Annotated in this window: 16 protein-coding genes and 1 tRNA gene; 6 read left to right on the forward strand and 11 right to left on the reverse strand. The window is 68.5% G+C overall.

Annotation, left to right across the window (positions count from 1 at the left end; genetic code table 11):
* The first annotated feature begins 15 nt into the window (after positions 1 to 15).
* Entirely contained in the window at positions 16 to 642 is a 627-nt protein-coding gene (locus ACZ5MJ_RS07265; protein WP_464223157.1) for a CDP-alcohol phosphatidyltransferase family protein, read from the forward strand.
* Between the two features lie 126 nt (positions 643 to 768).
* Here the strand turns inward: ACZ5MJ_RS07265 and ACZ5MJ_RS07270 are convergent, their stop codons facing one another.
* A complete protein-coding gene (locus ACZ5MJ_RS07270; protein ID WP_464223158.1) occupies positions 769 to 1,668 on the reverse strand; it encodes a LysR family transcriptional regulator in 900 nt (299 codons plus the stop codon).
* 241 nt (positions 1,669 to 1,909) lie between these two features.
* Here ACZ5MJ_RS07270 and ACZ5MJ_RS07275 point away from each other — a divergent pair, with 241 nt between their 5' ends.
* The 4 genes from ACZ5MJ_RS07275 (at position 1,910) to ACZ5MJ_RS07290 (ending at position 5,739) form a co-directional block, all read left to right on the forward strand.
* Positions 1,910 to 2,905 (forward strand): Bug family tripartite tricarboxylate transporter substrate binding protein, encoded by a 996-nt coding sequence (locus ACZ5MJ_RS07275; protein ID WP_464223160.1) that lies wholly within the window; start codon positions 1,910 to 1,912, stop codon positions 2,903 to 2,905.
* A gap of 11 nt (positions 2,906 to 2,916) precedes the next feature.
* Positions 2,917 to 3,930: an NADPH:quinone oxidoreductase family protein gene (locus tag ACZ5MJ_RS07280; protein ID WP_464223161.1), complete on the forward strand. Its 1,014-nt coding sequence runs from the start codon at positions 2,917 to 2,919 to the stop codon at positions 3,928 to 3,930.
* A gap of 14 nt (positions 3,931 to 3,944) precedes the next feature.
* On the forward strand, positions 3,945 to 5,105 hold the full coding sequence (locus ACZ5MJ_RS07285; protein ID WP_464223162.1) for a CaiB/BaiF CoA transferase family protein: 1,161 nt from the start codon (positions 3,945 to 3,947) through the stop codon (positions 5,103 to 5,105).
* Positions 5,106 to 5,271: 166 nt separating this feature from the next.
* On the forward strand, positions 5,272 to 5,739 hold the full coding sequence (locus ACZ5MJ_RS07290) for a cupin domain-containing protein (RefSeq protein ID WP_464223163.1): 468 nt from the start codon (positions 5,272 to 5,274) through the stop codon (positions 5,737 to 5,739).
* Positions 5,740 to 5,852: 113 nt separating this feature from the next.
* Here ACZ5MJ_RS07290 and ACZ5MJ_RS07295 read toward each other — a convergent pair.
* The 9 genes from ACZ5MJ_RS07295 to dapC form a co-directional block, all read right to left on the reverse strand.
* Positions 5,853 to 5,929 (reverse strand) — tRNA-Val (locus tag ACZ5MJ_RS07295).
* A gap of 96 nt (positions 5,930 to 6,025) precedes the next feature.
* Positions 6,026 to 7,576 (reverse strand): class I adenylate-forming enzyme family protein, encoded by a 1,551-nt coding sequence (locus ACZ5MJ_RS07300; protein ID WP_464223164.1) that lies wholly within the window; start codon positions 7,574 to 7,576, stop codon positions 6,026 to 6,028.
* A gap of 273 nt (positions 7,577 to 7,849) precedes the next feature.
* Complete coding sequence (locus tag ACZ5MJ_RS07305) at positions 7,850 to 9,112, reverse strand: MFS transporter (RefSeq protein WP_464223165.1); 1,263 nt, start codon at positions 9,110 to 9,112, stop codon at positions 7,850 to 7,852.
* Between the two features lie 242 nt (positions 9,113 to 9,354).
* The gene (gene prmB / locus ACZ5MJ_RS07310; protein WP_464223166.1) at positions 9,355 to 10,248 is read right to left on the reverse strand and encodes a 50S ribosomal protein L3 N(5)-glutamine methyltransferase; all 894 of its coding nucleotides are present in this window, start codon (positions 10,246 to 10,248) and stop codon (positions 9,355 to 9,357) included.
* Between the two features lie 27 nt (positions 10,249 to 10,275).
* Positions 10,276 to 11,451, reverse strand: coding sequence for a succinyl-diaminopimelate desuccinylase (dapE, locus tag ACZ5MJ_RS07315; protein WP_464223167.1), 1,176 nt, complete (start codon positions 11,449 to 11,451; stop codon positions 10,276 to 10,278).
* A gap of 19 nt (positions 11,452 to 11,470) precedes the next feature.
* Positions 11,471 to 11,818 (reverse strand): ArsC family reductase, encoded by a 348-nt coding sequence (locus ACZ5MJ_RS07320; protein ID WP_464223168.1) that lies wholly within the window; start codon positions 11,816 to 11,818, stop codon positions 11,471 to 11,473.
* A gap of 22 nt (positions 11,819 to 11,840) precedes the next feature.
* A complete protein-coding gene (locus ACZ5MJ_RS07325; protein ID WP_432260086.1) occupies positions 11,841 to 12,224 on the reverse strand; it encodes a hypothetical protein in 384 nt (127 codons plus the stop codon).
* Between the two features lie 96 nt (positions 12,225 to 12,320).
* On the reverse strand, positions 12,321 to 13,148 hold the full coding sequence (gene dapD / locus ACZ5MJ_RS07330) for a 2,3,4,5-tetrahydropyridine-2,6-dicarboxylate N-succinyltransferase (protein ID WP_010814179.1): 828 nt from the start codon (positions 13,146 to 13,148) through the stop codon (positions 12,321 to 12,323).
* A 69-nt stretch (positions 13,149 to 13,217) separates the two neighbouring features.
* On the reverse strand, positions 13,218 to 14,417 hold the full coding sequence (dapC, locus tag ACZ5MJ_RS07335) for a succinyldiaminopimelate transaminase (RefSeq protein WP_464223169.1): 1,200 nt from the start codon (positions 14,415 to 14,417) through the stop codon (positions 13,218 to 13,220).
* A gap of 190 nt (positions 14,418 to 14,607) precedes the next feature.
* Between dapC and ACZ5MJ_RS07340 the strand changes: the two genes are divergently transcribed.
* Positions 14,608 to 15,576, forward strand: coding sequence for a DMT family transporter (locus ACZ5MJ_RS07340; RefSeq protein WP_464223170.1), 969 nt, complete (start codon positions 14,608 to 14,610; stop codon positions 15,574 to 15,576).
* Between the two features lie 11 nt (positions 15,577 to 15,587).
* On the opposite strand, the gene ACZ5MJ_RS07345 is transcribed toward ACZ5MJ_RS07340, so the two are convergent.
* Positions 15,588 to 16,415, reverse strand: coding sequence for a ferritin-like domain-containing protein (locus ACZ5MJ_RS07345; protein WP_464223171.1), 828 nt, complete (start codon positions 16,413 to 16,415; stop codon positions 15,588 to 15,590).
* Positions 16,416 to 16,571 lie beyond the last annotated feature (156 nt).

Below are 16,571 nucleotides of genomic sequence, written 5' to 3' on the forward strand. Positions count from 1 at the left end.
AGGGAGGCCGGTGTGATGACGCTCTACGAACTGAAGCCCAGGTTCCAGGCCTGGTTGCGCCCCATGGTGGAGGACCTGGCGCAGCGCGGCGTGACCGCCAACCAGGTCACGCTGGCCGCCGCCGGGGGCTCGCTGGCGGTGGGCGTGCTGGCCGCGCTGGCCATGCTGGTGGCAGCGGCCCCGGTGCTGTTCCTGCTGTTCCCCCTGTGGTTGTTCCTGCGCATGGCGCTTAATGCCATCGACGGCATGCTGGCGCGCGAGCATGGCCAGCAGAGCGTGCTGGGTGCTTACCTGAACGAGCTTGGCGACATTGTCTCGGACCTGGCGCTGATCCTGCCGCTGGCCGCGCTGCCGGGCTTCAGCCTGGGGCAGGTCGGCACCTTCGCGCTGCTGGCGGTCATTGTCGAGGCCGCCGGCCTGATCGGCCCGCAGGTCGGCGCCAGCCGGCGCTATGACGGTCCGCTTGGCAAGAGCGACCGCGCCTTCGCGGTCGGCGCGATTGCGCTGTGGGCCGGCCTCGGGCTGGGCTTTGGCGCGGCCGCGAGCTGGCTGTGGCTGCTGCTGTCGCTGTTGTCGCTGTTCACGATTGCCAACCGGGTGCGCCGTGGCATTGCCGAGGCCAAGTCCCGCTCTGTGGAGTAGCACGATGGAGCGAGTGTCGATGCGCCGGTCGCTGGAGCGGCAATTCGAGACCCATGATGGCCGGTGTTCGCCGCGCCGGTGTTCTTCCATATCACATGCTAGTGGGTGCCCTGAGCCCCAGCGGGTTTACAGTTCCATCTCCTCGCACCACATCACCACTGCATCGCGAAAGTCCTGGCAGATCGGCGACAGGTAGCCATCGGCACGCCACAGCACGGCCAGCTCGTGCTGCCACGACATGCCCGGCGCCTCGATCGCCGCCAGCCCCTGGCCCTCGGCCTGGCGCAGCATGCGCGGCGGCATGATGCCGAGCAGGTCGGAGTGCCGCAGCAGTTCGCCAAAGGCCACCGGCGACGCCGTGCTTTCCACCGCCACGCGCGGCGGCGGCAGCCCGACCGAGGTAAACCGTTCTTCCAGCCACTGGCGCAGGTAGAGCGAACTGGCCGGCACCACCCAGCGCTCGCCGCTCAGGTCGGCCAGCGTACGGAAGCTCTCGCGGCGCGGATGACTGCAGCGGGACACAATCTGCATGGTGAGGGGCCCGAGCGGCAGCCAGGCGATGTCCGCCGGCAGGCTGGTCGGGCGCGCGCCCAGGATCAGGTCGGCGTCGCCGTCCTGCAGCATTGCCATCAGGCGCGCGCTCAGGTGGGTTTCGATCGAGAACGTGGCCAGCGGGCGGTCGAGGAAGAAGCGGGCCAGCAGCGGCGACAGCAGCGACGGCAGCAGATAGGGGATGGCGCCCAGCCGTACCGAGCCCGCGCGCGCGGCGCGCTGCTCGGCCAGTTCGTTGCGCATGTCGCCGGCAGCCAGCGAGATCCGGCGCGCGTGGGCGGCGAGGGTGCGGCCCACGCTGGTCGGCACCAGCCCGCGCGGGGTGCGCTCGAACAAGGGCATGCCGGCTTCGCCTTCCAGCCGCGCCAGCGTCTTGGACAGGCCCGACTGGGTCATGCCGAGGGTGTCGGCGGCGCGGTGCAGGTTGCCGTGCTCGGTGACAACCAGGAAGGCTTCTAGATCCTCGAATCGCATGGGGGCGTGACGGCTCGGCAATGGCACGGGGAAGGTGCGGGCCATTGTAGCGCCGCCCAACACCGGCGCCGTGTCAGCGGGCAGGGGTAGGGCAATGCGGCACTGCGCCATGCCTGACAGGACTTGGCCCGCGCCGCGCGGGAATCGCGCCGGGCGGGGGGCTGGCCTAGACTGCGTTGCATCCCTCGCGCACCGCACTTCCGCGGGCACCACAGAAGGGGCCAGAACAGGAGACACACCCATGCAACACCGTTCCGCACGGCTGCGCGCAGCCGTGGCCGCCATCCTGCTGGCGGCGATCCCGGCGGTAGCTTCCGCAGCCGATTCCGCCTCTGCCGAACCCTATCCGTCGCACCCGCTCACCATCGTGGTGCCGTCGGTGGCGGGCAATGTGAACGATGCCGTGGCGCGGCTGATCGGGCAGGAACTGACCAAGACCTGGGGCCAGCCGGTCATCGTCGACAACAAGCCCGGCGCGGGCACCACCACGGGTACCAAGTACGTCGCCCGCGCGGCAAAGGACGGCTACACGGCGCTGCTGACGTTCACCGCGCACGTGCAGAACCCGTCGCTGTACCGGGGCATCGGCTATGACCCGATCGCGGACTTCACGCCGGTCAGCGAGGTGGCGATCTCTTCTACCATCCTGGCGGTGTCGCCGGACTTTCCGGCGCGCACGCTGCCGGAGGTTGTGGCGCTGCTCAAGGCTAATCCCGGCAAGTATCCGTACGGGTCGTATGGCGCGGGCACGACCGGTCATATCCTGGGCGAACTGCTCAGGCGCGAGGCCGGGCTGCAGATGGAGCACGTCGCCTACAAGGGCGGCGCGCCGCTGGCCACCGACCTGGCGGCCGGCCATGTGAAGCTGGGCTTTATCGCCGTGGGCACGGCCATGCCGCTGCTGCAGGGCGGCAAGCTGGTGCCGGTGGCAATTGCCGGCGCGGAGCGCTCGGCGCTGCTGCCCGGGGTGCCGACCTTCCGCGAAGCCGGCTACAAGGGCTTCGAGCCCGATGCCTGGATGGGCCTGCTGTTCCCCGCCGGCGTGCCGAAGGCGCGGGTCGATGCCTTGTCGCGCGAGGTCGCGCGCATCGTGCGCCTGCCGGAGATCGCGAAGAAGATGCAGGACCTGAACCTGGTGCCGGTGGGCGGCACGCCGGAAGCCTTCGCCACCGTGATGAAGAACGACCGCGACAAATGGAGCCGCATCATCGGCGCTGTCGGCATCACGCTGGAATGACAGGAGTCCCGATGCAAGCCAACGATTACCTGGGGCTGGTCTGCTCCCGCTGGTGCCACTGGAGCGAGCTGGCGCTGCAACGCATCCCGCGCCAGCCGCTGGCGCCGGGCCAGGTGCGGATCCGCGTGCGGCATGCTGGCGTGGGCTTTGCGCTAAGCTTGTTTGTCTCGGGCAAGTACCAGCGCAAGCCGCCGCTGCCGTTTACCCCCGGCACCGAGGCCGCGGGCGAGATCATCGAGGTGGCGCCTGATGTCACGCGGCTGCACCCGGGCCAGCGCGTGGCCGCGGCGCTGGACTGGGGCGGCTTTGCCGAGGAAGCGGTGGCCACCGCCGACACGGTCTATCCGGTGCCCGACGGGCTGCAGCTGGCGCAGGCGGCCGCGCTGCCCATCACCTATGGCACGGTCTGGGCCGCGCTGGCCTGGCGCGCCGCGCTGCAGCCAGGCGAAACCATGCTGGTCCACGGCGCCAGCGGCGCGCTGGGCACGGCCGCGGTACAAGTGGGCCGCCTGATGGGCGCGCACGTGGTCGCCACCGCCAGTACCGAGGCCAAGCGCGAGGCGGCGCTGCGTAACGGTGCCGCGCATGCGCTGCCGTCCGACGCGGCCACGCTGGCGGCAGCGGTCAAGGCGCTGTGCCCGGCGGGCGGCGCCGACGTGGTGTTCGACCCGGTCGGCGGCGACCTGTTCGACGCCTCGCTGCGCTGCGCGGCGCCGGGCGCGCGGCTGTTGTCGATCGGCTATGCCAGCGGGCACATCCCGGAGGTGCCGGCCAACCTGCTGCTGGTGAAGAACCTGACGCTGATCGGCTTCAACTATGGCTACTACATCGGCTGGGGCCTGACCGACGAGCGCCGGCGCTTTGCGCAGCCGGTGCAGGCGATGGTGGCCGAGATCATGCAGGCGGCGGCCAGCGGCAAGCTGGCGCCGCCGGTGCTGCAGCACTTCCCGCTGAGCGACTGGCTCAACGCCGTCGACACCACGATGTCGCGCCGCGCCATCGGCAAGGTCATGCTGGATATCTGAACGGAGCGAACGACATGCACCATGCACTAGCGGCAAGCGACGATGCCATGTTTGATGGACTGACCGTGCTGGACCTGAGCCAGGGCATCGCCGGCCCGTACTGCGGCCTGATCCTGCGCCAGCAGGGCGCGCGCGTGATCAAGGCAGAGCCGCCGGTCGGCGACTGGGCCAGGCAGATGGGGCGAGCGCGCGCAGGCCAGACCGCGATTTCGATTGCCTACAACGCCGGCAAGGAGAGCGTGGTGCTCGACGCCCGCACTGCAAGCGGGCGCAAGGCCATGCGTGCGCTCGCCGAACGTGCCGATGTGGTGATCCAGAACTTCCGTCCCGGTGTGGCCGAGCGGATGGGCCTGGGCTACCAGGAACTGGCCGCGCGCAATCCGGCGCTGGTCTATGTGTCGATCTCGGGCTATGGCCGCACCGGGCCGATGGCGGCGATGCCGGCGGTAGACACCACCATGCAGGCGTTCAGCGGCCTGATGCATATCAACCGCGACAGCGCCGGCCAGCCGCGGCGGATCGGCTTCTTCCTGGTCGATCTCAGCACCGGCCTGTACGCGGCGCAGAGTGCTTCGGCAGCGCTGTACAAGGCTGCCCGCAGCGGCAAGGGGCGGCATGTGCAGGTGTCGTTGCTGGAGGCGAGCGCCGCGCTGCAGTCATACCTGGTGCTGGATGACGCGATGTTCCCGGATGCGGAACTCGCCGCGGCCAATGCGCCGACGGGCATGTTCGAGGCCTCCGACGGGCAGCTCTATCTCAGCATGCTCAACGATGCGATGTTCAGCCGGCTTGCCGCGCTGCTCGGGTTTGACGACTGGCTGGCGGATGCCGGGCTGCGCACCAGTGCCGGACGCCTGCCGCGCGCGGCGGAGCTGAGCCGGCGCGTGGCGGCGGCATTGCGCACGCATCCGCTGGCGCACTGGGAGGCCATCTTCACCGAACACGATGTGCTGTTTGCGCGCATCGGCCATCCGCGCGATTTGCGCGGCAGCGCGCAGTGCACGGAGGCGGGTGTTTTTGCGCAGGTGGCGCAGGCCGGACTGGGGGAGCTGCCCTGGGCGAACCTGCCCGGGCAGGCCCGCGCCGCGCGGCCGCTCGGTGTGGCGCCGCTGCTGGGCGAACATACGGATGCGGTGCTGGCGGAATTCGGCATCGCGGGCGCAACGGCGCCATAAGGGGGGCGGGGGGAGACAGGAGCGCGCGGCATGCCCCGGAAGGCTGGCTCCGGGACGGGTTTTCCCCACTTCTGAGCGTGGCTCGCGGTGAGACAATCCAGCCGTGTCGCACGGCTCAGGCTTCGTGGCGATGCCATGACCGCAGGCCAACCGAAGGGAGAAAGACATGCATCGCTTTGCCGTCCTTGCTGCAGTCCCGGTCGCTTTTGCTTGCGGCTACCTTGCCGCCCACTCGGGGCTGCCGCTGGCCCACGCCCAGACCCCGCCGGCCGCGCTGGCGCCGCAGATCATCAACCTGGCCGCCATGACCAGTGAAGACATCGGGCCACAGGTTCCCAACATGGGCACGCTGCGCACGAAAGGACTGGTGGCGACGCCGAACGGGACCATTGCCGTGCAATCGGGCAACGTGCCGAAGCACTACCACACCAGCGCCGACGAGATCCAGTACGTCATCTCGGGCACGGGCACATTCTGGTTGGGCAACGAACAGCGCGAGGTCCGCCCCGGCGACCTGATCATCATCCCGAAGGGCGCCGCGCATGCGGGTTCGGTCGCCACCAGCGGGGAATTCAAGGCGCTGGCAATCAAGCTGCCGCCGCAGGCTGCCGGCGATACGCACTTGCTGCCCTGAACCCTGGCGGTAACGCGGGCCGGTACGCGTACCGGCCCCGGAGCAGCCGCTGGCGCGGCCAAAAAGAAAAACGGACGGTGCGCGATGCGTACCGTCCGTATTCCGTTGTGCGTTGGTAGGCTCGATTGGACTCGAACCAACGACCCCCACCATGTCAAGGTGGTGCTCTAACCAGCTGAGCTACGAGCCTAGCGAAGGCGCGAATTATAGAGACGCCTTTTCGATTGCGCAAGCACCCCCGCGAACTTTTTGCGTGGTTGCCTGCGCTTGTGCCGTGCGCAGCGCGTCAGGCGCTGGCGATGCGGTCGCGCAGTTCGCGCTTGAGCACCTTGCCGATGGCGCTGCGCGGCAGACTCTCCACCGCATGGATCGCGGCCAGCCGCTGGGTCTTGCCCAGGCGTTCGTTGGCCCAGGCCAGCACGTCCTGCGTGCTGGCGCCGCCGCCGGCACGCAGCACGACGAAGGCTACCGGGGTCTCGCCCCAGCGCTCCGAAGGCACGCCCACCACCGACACATCGGCCACTGCCGGGTGGTCGCGCACCACCGCCTCGAGATCGCTGGGGTAGATGTTGAAGCCGCCGGAGATGATCATGTCCTTCTTGCGGTCCATCAGCACCAGGAAGCCGTCTTCATCGAAGCGGCCGATATCGCCGGTGCGGATAAAGCGCTGGCCCTGCGCGTCGTGCCATTCGGTCTCGGCCGTCTTTTCGGGCAGGTTGTGGTAGCCGTTCATCATTGCCGCCGAGCGGCCGACCACTTCGCCGGTGCTGCCCGGCGGCAGTTCGCGGCCCTCGTCGTCGATGATGCGCACGTCGGCACCGGTGGCGGGGCGCCCGACGGTATGCAGCTTGTCCGGGAACTGGTCGGCGCAGAGCAGGCAGCTGCCGCCGCCTTCGGTCATGCCGTACAGCTCGGTCAGCGCGCCCGGCCAGCGCCGCAGCACTTCGGCCTTCGGGGCCGGGTTGAACGGCGCGCTGGTGCAGAATTTCTGCAGGAAGGACGACAGGTCATGGTGGTCGAACTCCGGATGAGCGAGCAGCCGCTGGTACTGCACCGGCACCAGCATGGTATGCGTGACGCGATGCTGCTGCGCCAGCGCCAGGTACTGGCCCGCATCGAACCTGGCCATCAGGATGGCGGTGCCACCCAGTCCGATGGTCGGGAAGAAGCTGGCCAGCGTGGTGTTGGAATACAGCGGCGTCGACAGCAGCGTGATCGCATGCGTGCCGTAGCCAGTGGCGGCGCCGCGCGACACATGGGCCCAGCGCATGCCGTGCGACTGCACGATGCCCTTGGGCGCGCCGGTGGTGCCGGACGAATAGATGATATTGAGCGGCATCTCCGGGCGGATCTCTGGCTCCGACACCGGCGTGCCGGCGGGCGCCAGCCAGGCCTGGTAAGGCTGGCCTGCGTCGCTGCCGTCCAGCGTGACGATGGGCGTGGCGGCCAGCTTGCCGCGCACGGGCTGCAGCACGTCGGCCACGGTGGCGTCGGCGAACAGGATGCGCGCGCCCGCGTCGGCAATCATGCCGGCCAGGCTGTCCGGCGTGGACGACGGCGCCAGCGGCGCCACCACCACGCCGGCGCGTACCGCGCCCAGGTACACCGCGGCGTATTCGATCGAGGACGATGCGCAGATGGCAATGGCTTCGCCGGGGCGCACGCCGTCACGGGCCAGCGCCGCGGCGATGCGGTCCATGGCGGCGTCGAGGCCGGCATAGTCGAGCACGTGCTCGCCATGCATCAGGGCGTGCTGCGCGGGGCGCTGCGCGGCGTGCTCGCGCACGAGCACGGACATGGTGGTGAAGGGGCGTTGGAGCGGGGTCGGTGGGGTCATGTTCGGCAGGGGGCGGGCGCCGGCCTGATGGCGCAGGATGAGCGAGGGGGATGGTTGGACTGGGGCTTCGGTGTCACAAACGGTAAAGGTGTCAGCCCGTCAGCGGAATTCTTAATTCGATAAGTCTGGCTTTTTTCCGGCGAAGCGGTACGGCGTGACGCGCGCAGCCACAACCGGCGCGCCGCCGCTGCGGGAGGCGGCCAGCATGGCTGAGCGGGTGCTGGTGGCCAGCATCACATGCGGGTACTGTCCAGGGCCTGAATCCGCCTGTTCCTATGGATTGGTGGGATGCGGCGGGCTGAAGCAGTAGGGCACCAGCGCGGCGGCGATCAGCAAGCCCGCTGACACAAAGATCGCCGCATAGGTGGAAGGCTGCGGCCAGCCGCGCACATGGCCGGCATTGGCGATCAGCCCGAACCCCCATGATGTCAGCGCCGACCCCAGGAACACAAAGGTATTGAGCAGTCCCAGCCCGCGCCCGCGCCGCGACGGCGGGATCAGCCCGCGGCCCTGTGCCATCACCAGCGGGTGCAGCATGCCGATGGTCGACAGCAGCGCCATCATCGCCACGCCGTAGCCGATACCGTTGTCCGGCCACAGCGTCAGCAGGGCCGAGCCCGACATGGCAAAGCACGACCAGCCGGCGATGGTGGTCTTGAGGCTGCTGCGCCGGACCAGCACCGGCAGCAGGAACGCGGTCAGGAAGCCGGCCAGGCTCAGCAGCGTCAGCGCCACGCCGCGCGGCGCCGAGCCCAGGCCGAACACGTCGGCCAGGTAAGGGCCGCTCCAGGCGTTACGGAAGGCCGTGCCGGCGGACATCGCCACGCACAGCGGGATCAGCGTCCACAGCGGCGCCAGCTTCAGCAGCTGCATGCTTTCCGACAGCATCGCCGGCCATGATGCGCTGCGCGCCTCGGCATGGCCCTGGTCGCGCACGAAGCGCCACACGCCATAGCAGGCCGCCACCATGCCAAGGGCCGACACCGCCATCGACGGGCGCCAGCCGATCACCGAGATGGCCCAGCCCAGCGGTGCCGTGGCGCACAGCGCGCCGATCATGCCCATGGCATTGGAGCGGCTGACCACGCGGGTGTAGTCGCGCTCGGACAGTTGCTCGGAGGCGAAATGCAGCAGGCCCATGAAGACCGGCGCGCACGCCAGCCCCAGTCCCACCTGCGCCAGCGTGGCCGCCGCGCCGTTGGGCGCCAGCACGAACAGGATCGACGACACTGCGCCCACCGCCAGCAGCAGCGCGGTCGGCCGGCCCACGCCATAGCGGTCGAAGGCGATGCCCACCGGGATTTGCGCCACCGCAAAGGCGAGGAAGAACGACGAAGACAACGCGCCAAAGCCCGCCGGCGACAGCCCGAAGTCATGCTGCAGTTCGGGCGCCATTACCGCCAGGCAGGAGCGGAAGAATTGGCTGAGCGCGAAGGCGAACGTCAGCAGGGCGATACCGCGCGCGGCCTGCATTGCCGGGGCATCGGCGGGCACGGCATCGGGCGAACCGGGGTGGCGGGTGTTGCTGGCGGTCACGGCTTCGGGGTTTGCCGCCGCACTGGCTGCGGGGCGAAGGCGCTGTGGTTGGGGGAATACCCTGGCGGGCACTTCACGTGCCGAGGGCTGTATCTGCAGCCAGTGTAGAGCGGGCGCGCTATTCGTGGCCGTGGGATGGCCGGTGTTCGCCCAATTTGCGCGTGGTGCAAGCAGCACGACTGCTGATTGTTTGCCCCCCTCTCGCGCTAGCGGGATAGGGGAGCAAAGCATTGGCCGGGGAACTACCCCGGCAACGCGTCATACGTCAGCAGGAATACCTGCTCATCCCCCGCGCTGACCGGCAACCAGACGATTTCCAGCTCAGGGAACGCAGCCTCCACGTTGGCATGCTCGTTGCCGATCTCCACCACCAGCACGCCGCCCGGGTTCAGGCGCGCCTTGGCGCCGGCGATGATCCGCCGCACCACGTCCATGCCGTCGTCGCCGCCGGCCAGGGCGATGCGCGGCTCGGCCAGGTATTCCGGCGGCAGCGATTGCATCGAGGATTCGTTGACGTAGGGCGGGTTGGTCAGGATCACGTCGTAGGTGGCGCCATGCGGCAGCGGCGCGTACAGATCGCCTTCATACAGCCGGATGCGGTCGTCCATCTTGTAGTCGGCCACGTTGCGGCGCGCCACGGCGAGGGCGTCGGGCGAGATGTCGACGGCGTCGATGCTGGCGTTCGGCCAGACGTGCGCGGCCACGATCGGCAGGCAGCCGGAGCCGGTGCACAGCTCCAGCACCGGGCCGATGCTGTCGGTCTCGCCGACCCACGGCTCCAGCCCTTCCTGCAGCAGTTCGCCGATAAAGCTGCGCGGCACGATCACGCGCGAATCCACGTAGAAGCGCAGGCCATGCATATAGGCCTCGTGCGTGATGTAGGCGGCCGGCACGCGCTCGTTGACGCGGCGGTCGATGACCTTCAGCACCGCATCGACTTCCTCGGGCAGCAGGCGTGCATCCAGGAAGGGATCGAGCGTGTCGAGCGGCAGGTTCAGCGTATGCAGCACCAGGTAGGCCGCTTCGTCATAGGCGTTGGCGCTGCCGTGGCCGAAGGACAGGCGCGCGGCGGTAAAGCGCGAGACTGCGAGACGCAGCAGGTCGCGCACGGTGCGCAGGGGGGAGGGCGTTGCCATGTAGGGTGTCTTTCGGCGGGAAATCAATCAGGCGACGAGGCGTTCCAGCACGCCGCGGTAAACGTTCTTCAGCGGCTCGATGAAGCGGACTTCAACGTGCTCGTCGATCTTGTGGATGCTGGCGTTGGGCGGGCCGAACTCGATCACCTGCGGGCAGATCCTGGCGATAAAGCGCCCGTCCGAGGTGCCGCCGGTGGTCGACAGCTCGGTCTTGACGCCGGTCTCGGCCTCGATTGCCGACGACAGCGCATCGGACAGCTCGCCGCGCGGGGTCAGGAAGGGCTCTCCGCCGAGGGTCCAGTCCAGCGTGTATTCGAGCTGGTGGCGGTCCAGGATCGCATGCACGCGCGCCTTCAGGCCTTCGGGCGTGCTGGCGGTCGAGAAGCGGAAATTGAAGTCGATGGTGACGTGGCCCGGGATCACGTTGGTGGCGCCGGTGCCGCCGTGGATGTTCGACATCTGCCAGCTGGTCGGCGGGAAGTACTCGTTGCCGTGGTCCCAGACCTCGGCGGCCAGCTCGGCCAGCGCCGGGGCGGCTTCATGGATCGGGTTGCGGCCCAGGTGCGGGTAGGCGATATGGCACTGGATGCCTTTGACCGTGAGCTTGCCCGAGAGCGAGCCGCGGCGGCCGTTCTTGACCATGTCGCCGAGCGTGTCGACCGAGGTCGGCTCGCCGATCACGCAGTAGTCCAGGCGCTCGCCGCGCGCGGACAGGGCCTCGACCACCTTGATGGTGCCGTCGTGTGCCGGGCCCTCTTCGTCGCTGGTGATCAGGAAGGCGATCGAGCCCGCATGCGCCGGATGCGCCTTGACGAACTCTTCCACCGCCACCACAAAGCCCGCGATCGAGGTCTTCATGTCGGCGGCGCCGCGGCCGTAGAGCTTGCCGTCGCGGTGCGTCGGCGCAAACGGGTCCGAATGCCACTGCTCCAGCGGGCCGGTCGGCACCACGTCGGTATGGCCGGCGAAGACCAGCAGCTTGCCGTCCTTGCCCAGCGTGCCGCGCTTCACCGCCCACAGGTTGGTCACGCGGAAATCGTCGGGGCCGCTGACAAGCGCTTCGCAGTCGAAGCCGAGCGCCTTCAGGCGGGTTTCCAGGATGGCCTGGCAGCCTTCGTCGGCGGGCGTGACGGAGCGGCGGCGGATCAGGTCTTCGGTGAGGGCGAGGGTGGCGGCGAGGGTGGCGGCGGGGGTGGCGGTCATGGGACTACGGGAAGGGAAATCAGAACTGGCTGGCGTACTGGTCGGCCGAGAAGCCGACCATCACCTTGCCATCGTGGGCCAGCACCGGGCGCTTGATCAGCGACGGGCTCTGCTGCATCAGCGCGATTGCGCCGGCTTCCTGCTCGGCACGGGCCTTGTCGGCATCCGACAGCGCGCGCCAGGTGGTGCCCTTGCGGTTGAGCAGCGTGGCCAGCGGGACGTGCCTGAGCCAGCCGCGCAGCATGGCTTCATCCACGCCCTGCTTCTTGAAGTCGTGGAAGGTATAGCCCACGCCGTTGGCATCCAGCCAGGTGCGGGCTTTCTTGACGGTATCGCAGTTGGGAATGCCGTAGAGCAGGACGGTCATGGCTAGTCTTGATGGAGTGGAATCAGCGGAACAACAAATTCAGCGCAATCACCAGGCCGCCCAGGCCCAGTGCCACGCCGCCCATCGCCACCGCGGTCATCAGGCGCAGCCGGCGGTCCAGCCGGGCGGCTTCCTTGCGCAGCGCATCGATGGTGATGGCATGTTGCTCGGCCAGCAGCTTGACGGCCTCGGCCTGCTGCACGGCGGCGGCTTCCAGCTCGGCGATGCGGGCGGCGGGATCACGCGTGTCGGCCACCGCGCCTTCCGGCATTCCATCCTTGCGCTTGTTCTTCTTCAGTTTCTCGATGGTCTTGTTGGCCTGCTCGAGAATGGTGGGCAGCAGGGAGAGCACGGTACTGACGGTGGTGGGATCCAGGGCCATGAGTCGCTTGCGGAGGGAAGGCATGTTCAGCCTGGCCAGGCGGGGTGACAACGGAAATACTGCCCCGGAGCCGGGCCCCGGGGCGGGCGGCGCAGCCGTTGCGGGCTGCGCCAGGCGCGATCAGTCGCCGCGCAGCAGGTCGTTCAGGCTGGTCTTGGCGCGGGTCTGCGCGTCGACCTTCTTCACGATCACGGCGCAGTAGAGGCTGTACTTGCCATCCTTGGACGGCAGGTTGCCCGCCACCACCACCGAGCCCGCCGGCACGCGGCCATAGTGGATCTCGCCGGTTTCGCGGTCGTAGATCTTGGTCGACTGGCCCAGGTACACGCCCATCGAGATCACCGAGTTCTCTTCCACGATCACGCCTTCGACCACTTCCGAGCGGGCGCCGATAAAGCAGTTGTCTTCGATGATGACCGGGTTGGCCTGCAGCGGTTCCAGCACGCCGCCGATGCCCACGCCGCCGGACAGGTGGACGTTCTTGCCGATCTGCGCGCACGAACCGACGGTGGCCCAGGTGTCGACCATGGTGCCTTCATCGACGTAGGCGCCGATATTGACGTACGACGGCATCAGCACGGCATTCTTCGCGATGAACGAACCGCGACGGGCCACCGCCGGCGGCACCACGCGGAAGCCGGCCTTGGCAAAGTCGTCGGCGCTCCAGTTGGCGAACTTGGTCGGCACCTTGTCGTAGAACTGGGCAAAGCCGCCGGCGCTCATCGGCGCGTTGTCTTCCAGGCGGAACGACAGCAGCACGGCCTTCTTGATCCACTGGTTGACGATCCAGTCCTTGCCTTGCTTCTCGGCCACGCGCAGCGCGCCGGAATCCAGCTGGCTGATGACGTTGGCGACGGCTTCGCGAATGTCGTTGGGGGCGGACTTGGGCGACAGGCTGGTGCGGTCTTCCCAGGCCTGGTCGATCAGGGCTTGCAGAGCTTGCGTCATATGCGTTTCTTCAGTGGTTATCGGATAAAGGCGCAGCGGTCAGGCCGCGCCGCGGATTTTGGATGGCGTTCAGCCGAGCGCGCGGCAGAATTCGACAATCCGGCGCGCACCCTCCAGGCATTCCTCGGGCGTGGCCACCAGGGCCATGCGCACGCGGTTGGCGCCGGGGTTGATGCCGTCGGCTTCACGCGCCAGGTAGCTGCCGGGCAGCACGGTCACGTTCTGCCCGGCCAGCAGGCGCGCGGCGAATTCCGTATCGGTGAGGCCGGTGCGCGAGACATCGGCCCACAGGTAGAAGCCGGCATCGGGCAGCGCGACGTCCAGCACTTCGGCCAGCATCGGCGTGACTTCGCTGAACTTGCGCACGTAGGCGGCGCGGTTCTCGCGCACGTGGGCCTCGTCGTTCCAGGCGGCGATGCTGGCGCTCTGCACCGCGGGGTTCATGGCGCCGCCGTGATAGGTACGGTATAGCAGGAATTTCTTCAGCAGCGCGGCATCGCCGGCGACGAAGCCCGAGCGCAGGCCCGGCACGTTGGAGCGCTTGGACAGGCTGGAGAACATCACCAGCCGCTCAAAACCACGGCCCAGCTTGTGCGCGGCTTCCAGCGCACCCAGCGGCGCGCGGCCTTCGTCGAAATAGATCTCGGAATAGCACTCGTCCGAGGCGATCACAAAGCCGTAGCGGTCCGACAGTGCAAACAGCTGCTTCCAGTCTTCCAGCGACAGCACCGCGCCGGTCGGGTTGCCGGGGGTGCACACGAACAGCAGTTGCACCTTCTGCCAGACCTCGTCGGCGATGCGGTCGAAGGCCGGGGCGAAGTTGCGCGCCGGGTCGCTGTTGGCGAATACCGGGGTGGCGCCGGCCAGCAGCGCCGCGCCTTCATAGATCTGGTAGAACGGGTTGGGGCACAGCACCAGCGCGCCCGGGCGGGTGCCGTCGACCACGGTCTGGGCAAAGGCGAACAGCGCCTCGCGCGAGCCGGTTACCGGCAGCACCTCGGTGGCGGCGTTGACCTTGGGCAGGCCGTAGCGGCGCTCCAGCCAGCTGGCAATGCACTGTCGTAGTGCATCGGAACCGGCGGTTGTGGGATAATTCGCCAGCCCCGCGAGCGACTCTGCCAGCGCTTGCTTGATGAATTCAGGCGTCGGGTGCTTGGGTTCACCAATGCCAAAGCCGATGGCCGGCTTGTCGGCAGGCTTCACCTGCGCAAAGAGCACCCGCAGTTTCTCGAACGGGTAGGGCTGGAGCAGGTCGAGGCGCGGATTCACAGTGTCAGTCGGGGCCGGTTAAAACGACGCATTATAGAGGAACGGCGCGGGTTTCCGTGCGCCGGCCAGGCCCGCGGGGCCGGCCGCGGGCATGGATGGCGGGCATCACGCCCTGGTGATGCCGCCGGCGCCGTCCGGACCCTGCCTGCCATTGGCCGGCGGCCCGGCTCGCCTCGTACGGATTCCCTTCATGAGCACAAATACTGTTGCGGCGCAGCATGCGCTGGCCGACCGCCATGCGGTCAAGGCATCGCTTTCCATCCTGATCGGCGCCTCGGTCTGGGGCATCGCCTGGTTCCCATACCGTGTGCTGGCGGGCTGGGGCCTTGGCGGCATGCACGCGGCGGCGCTGGTCAGCTCGGTCGCGGCGGTCCTGTCGCTGCTGGCCTTCCGCCGGCACCTGGCAGGCCTGCGCCCGCACTGGCTGTTCGTCGCGATCGGGCTGGCCGCGGGGGTGACCAATGCCGGCTTCGTCTGGGGCAGCGTCAACGGCCATGTGATGCGCGTGCTGCTGCTGTTCTACCTGACCCCGGTGTGGACCGCCTTGTTCGCCCGGCTGTTCCTGGGCGAGCGGCTGTCGGCGGCCGGGTTGTCGCTGGTGGCGCTGGCCCTGTTCGGCGCCGGGCTGATGCTGTGGACGCCCGAGGTCGGCGTGCCGCTGCCGGGCTCCCCCGCCGAATGGTCGGGCCTGATCGGCGGCATGGGCTTTGCCGTCAACAACGTGCTGTCGCGCCGCGCCGGCCAGCGCTTTCCGGAGATGGACGCGCGCGTGCGCACGGTGGTGGTCTATCTGGGCTGCACGGTGGTCGGGGTGCCGGCCGCGCTGCTGCTCGATGGCCCGTCGGTGGCGATCGTCCCGGGGGCGCAGGTCAGCGTGGGCCTGCTGGTGCTGGGCCTGGCGGCGGTACTGGTGGTCAGCAACTCGGTGGTGCAGTACGGGCTGCAGCGGCTGCCGGCCAACCGCGTGTCGCTGCTGATGCTGTTCGAGATCGTGATTGCCGCGGCGTCGTCGTGGTGGCTGGCGACCGAGGTGCTGAGCTGGAAGGAGGCCGCCGGCGGCCTGTGCATCATCGCCGCCGGCGCCTTGTCGGGGCTGGTGCACCGCAGCCGCTCCTCGGCGCCGGCCCTGGTGCATGTCGAGGCAGCTGCGTGTAACTAATCTCGCGCGGGTCAGTGCAGCATGACCCGCGACACCATCGCCACCAGCGGTGTCCGCACCGCGCGCTCCACGCCGCGGTGCAGATGCAGCGGCCGCAGCAGCATCTTCACCGTCATCTCGATGGGGATATTGCGCCGGATCACGCCGGACACGCGCGTATTGAGCGCGCGCACCTCGGCTTCCGATACCGTCTCCACGCCGCGCTCCATGCGCAGCACGTTGCGCAGTGCGATCGCGGCGTCCTCGTTCTTGATCTCCAGCAGCCGGCGCGCCAGTGCGCCCAGCACCCGCAGCCGGCCAAGCCGCTCCGATGCCGCAAAACGGTTGAAGAACTGGAAGAAATGCTTGTAGTGCCGCACCTCGTCGTTGGCGATGCGCCGTGTCAGGTCGCGCAGCACCGGCTCGTCGCTGGCCTGTTCCAGCGCGCGGTAATACGCGGCTGTGCCGGTTTCCACCACGCAGCGGGCCGCCATTTCCAGCGCCTCGGTCGGCTCGAACTGGTCGATCGAGCAGGTCTTGCTGTACTCGTCGAAGAAGCGCGCATAGCCGCGCTCCCAGTCGAATTCCGGCCAGACATGCTCGACATAGCGCCGCAGCGCCAGCCCGTGCTGCAATTCCTCGGCTTCCCAGTGCTCGGCAAGCCAGCCGGCGGCGTCCGGCACCCGGGCGTAGTAAGTGGCGAGGTTACCGGCATAGGTGTCGGAGCCGCTCTCGATAAACGAGGCCGACACCAGCAGGTAGAACAGGTCGCGGTCGCCGCGCACGCGCTCCACGTCGATCGCCTGGTAATCGATGTCGCTGACGGACCACGGCCGGGCGGCCGCTGACGGTTCACTCATGCTCTGTCCTCCTGGTTGGCCAAAGGCTGCGAGGGGCGCATTGACGGGCGTGCGGCTTAGGAGGGCATCCGAAGTCACGCCGTCTGATCACAGACTAGCATTTACCCTAGTTAGTTTCCCAACGATTGACGGGCGATGTCGGCTGACGTTGCTTGC

The sequence above is a fragment of the Cupriavidus sp. LA-1 genome, from assembly GCF_055385985.1.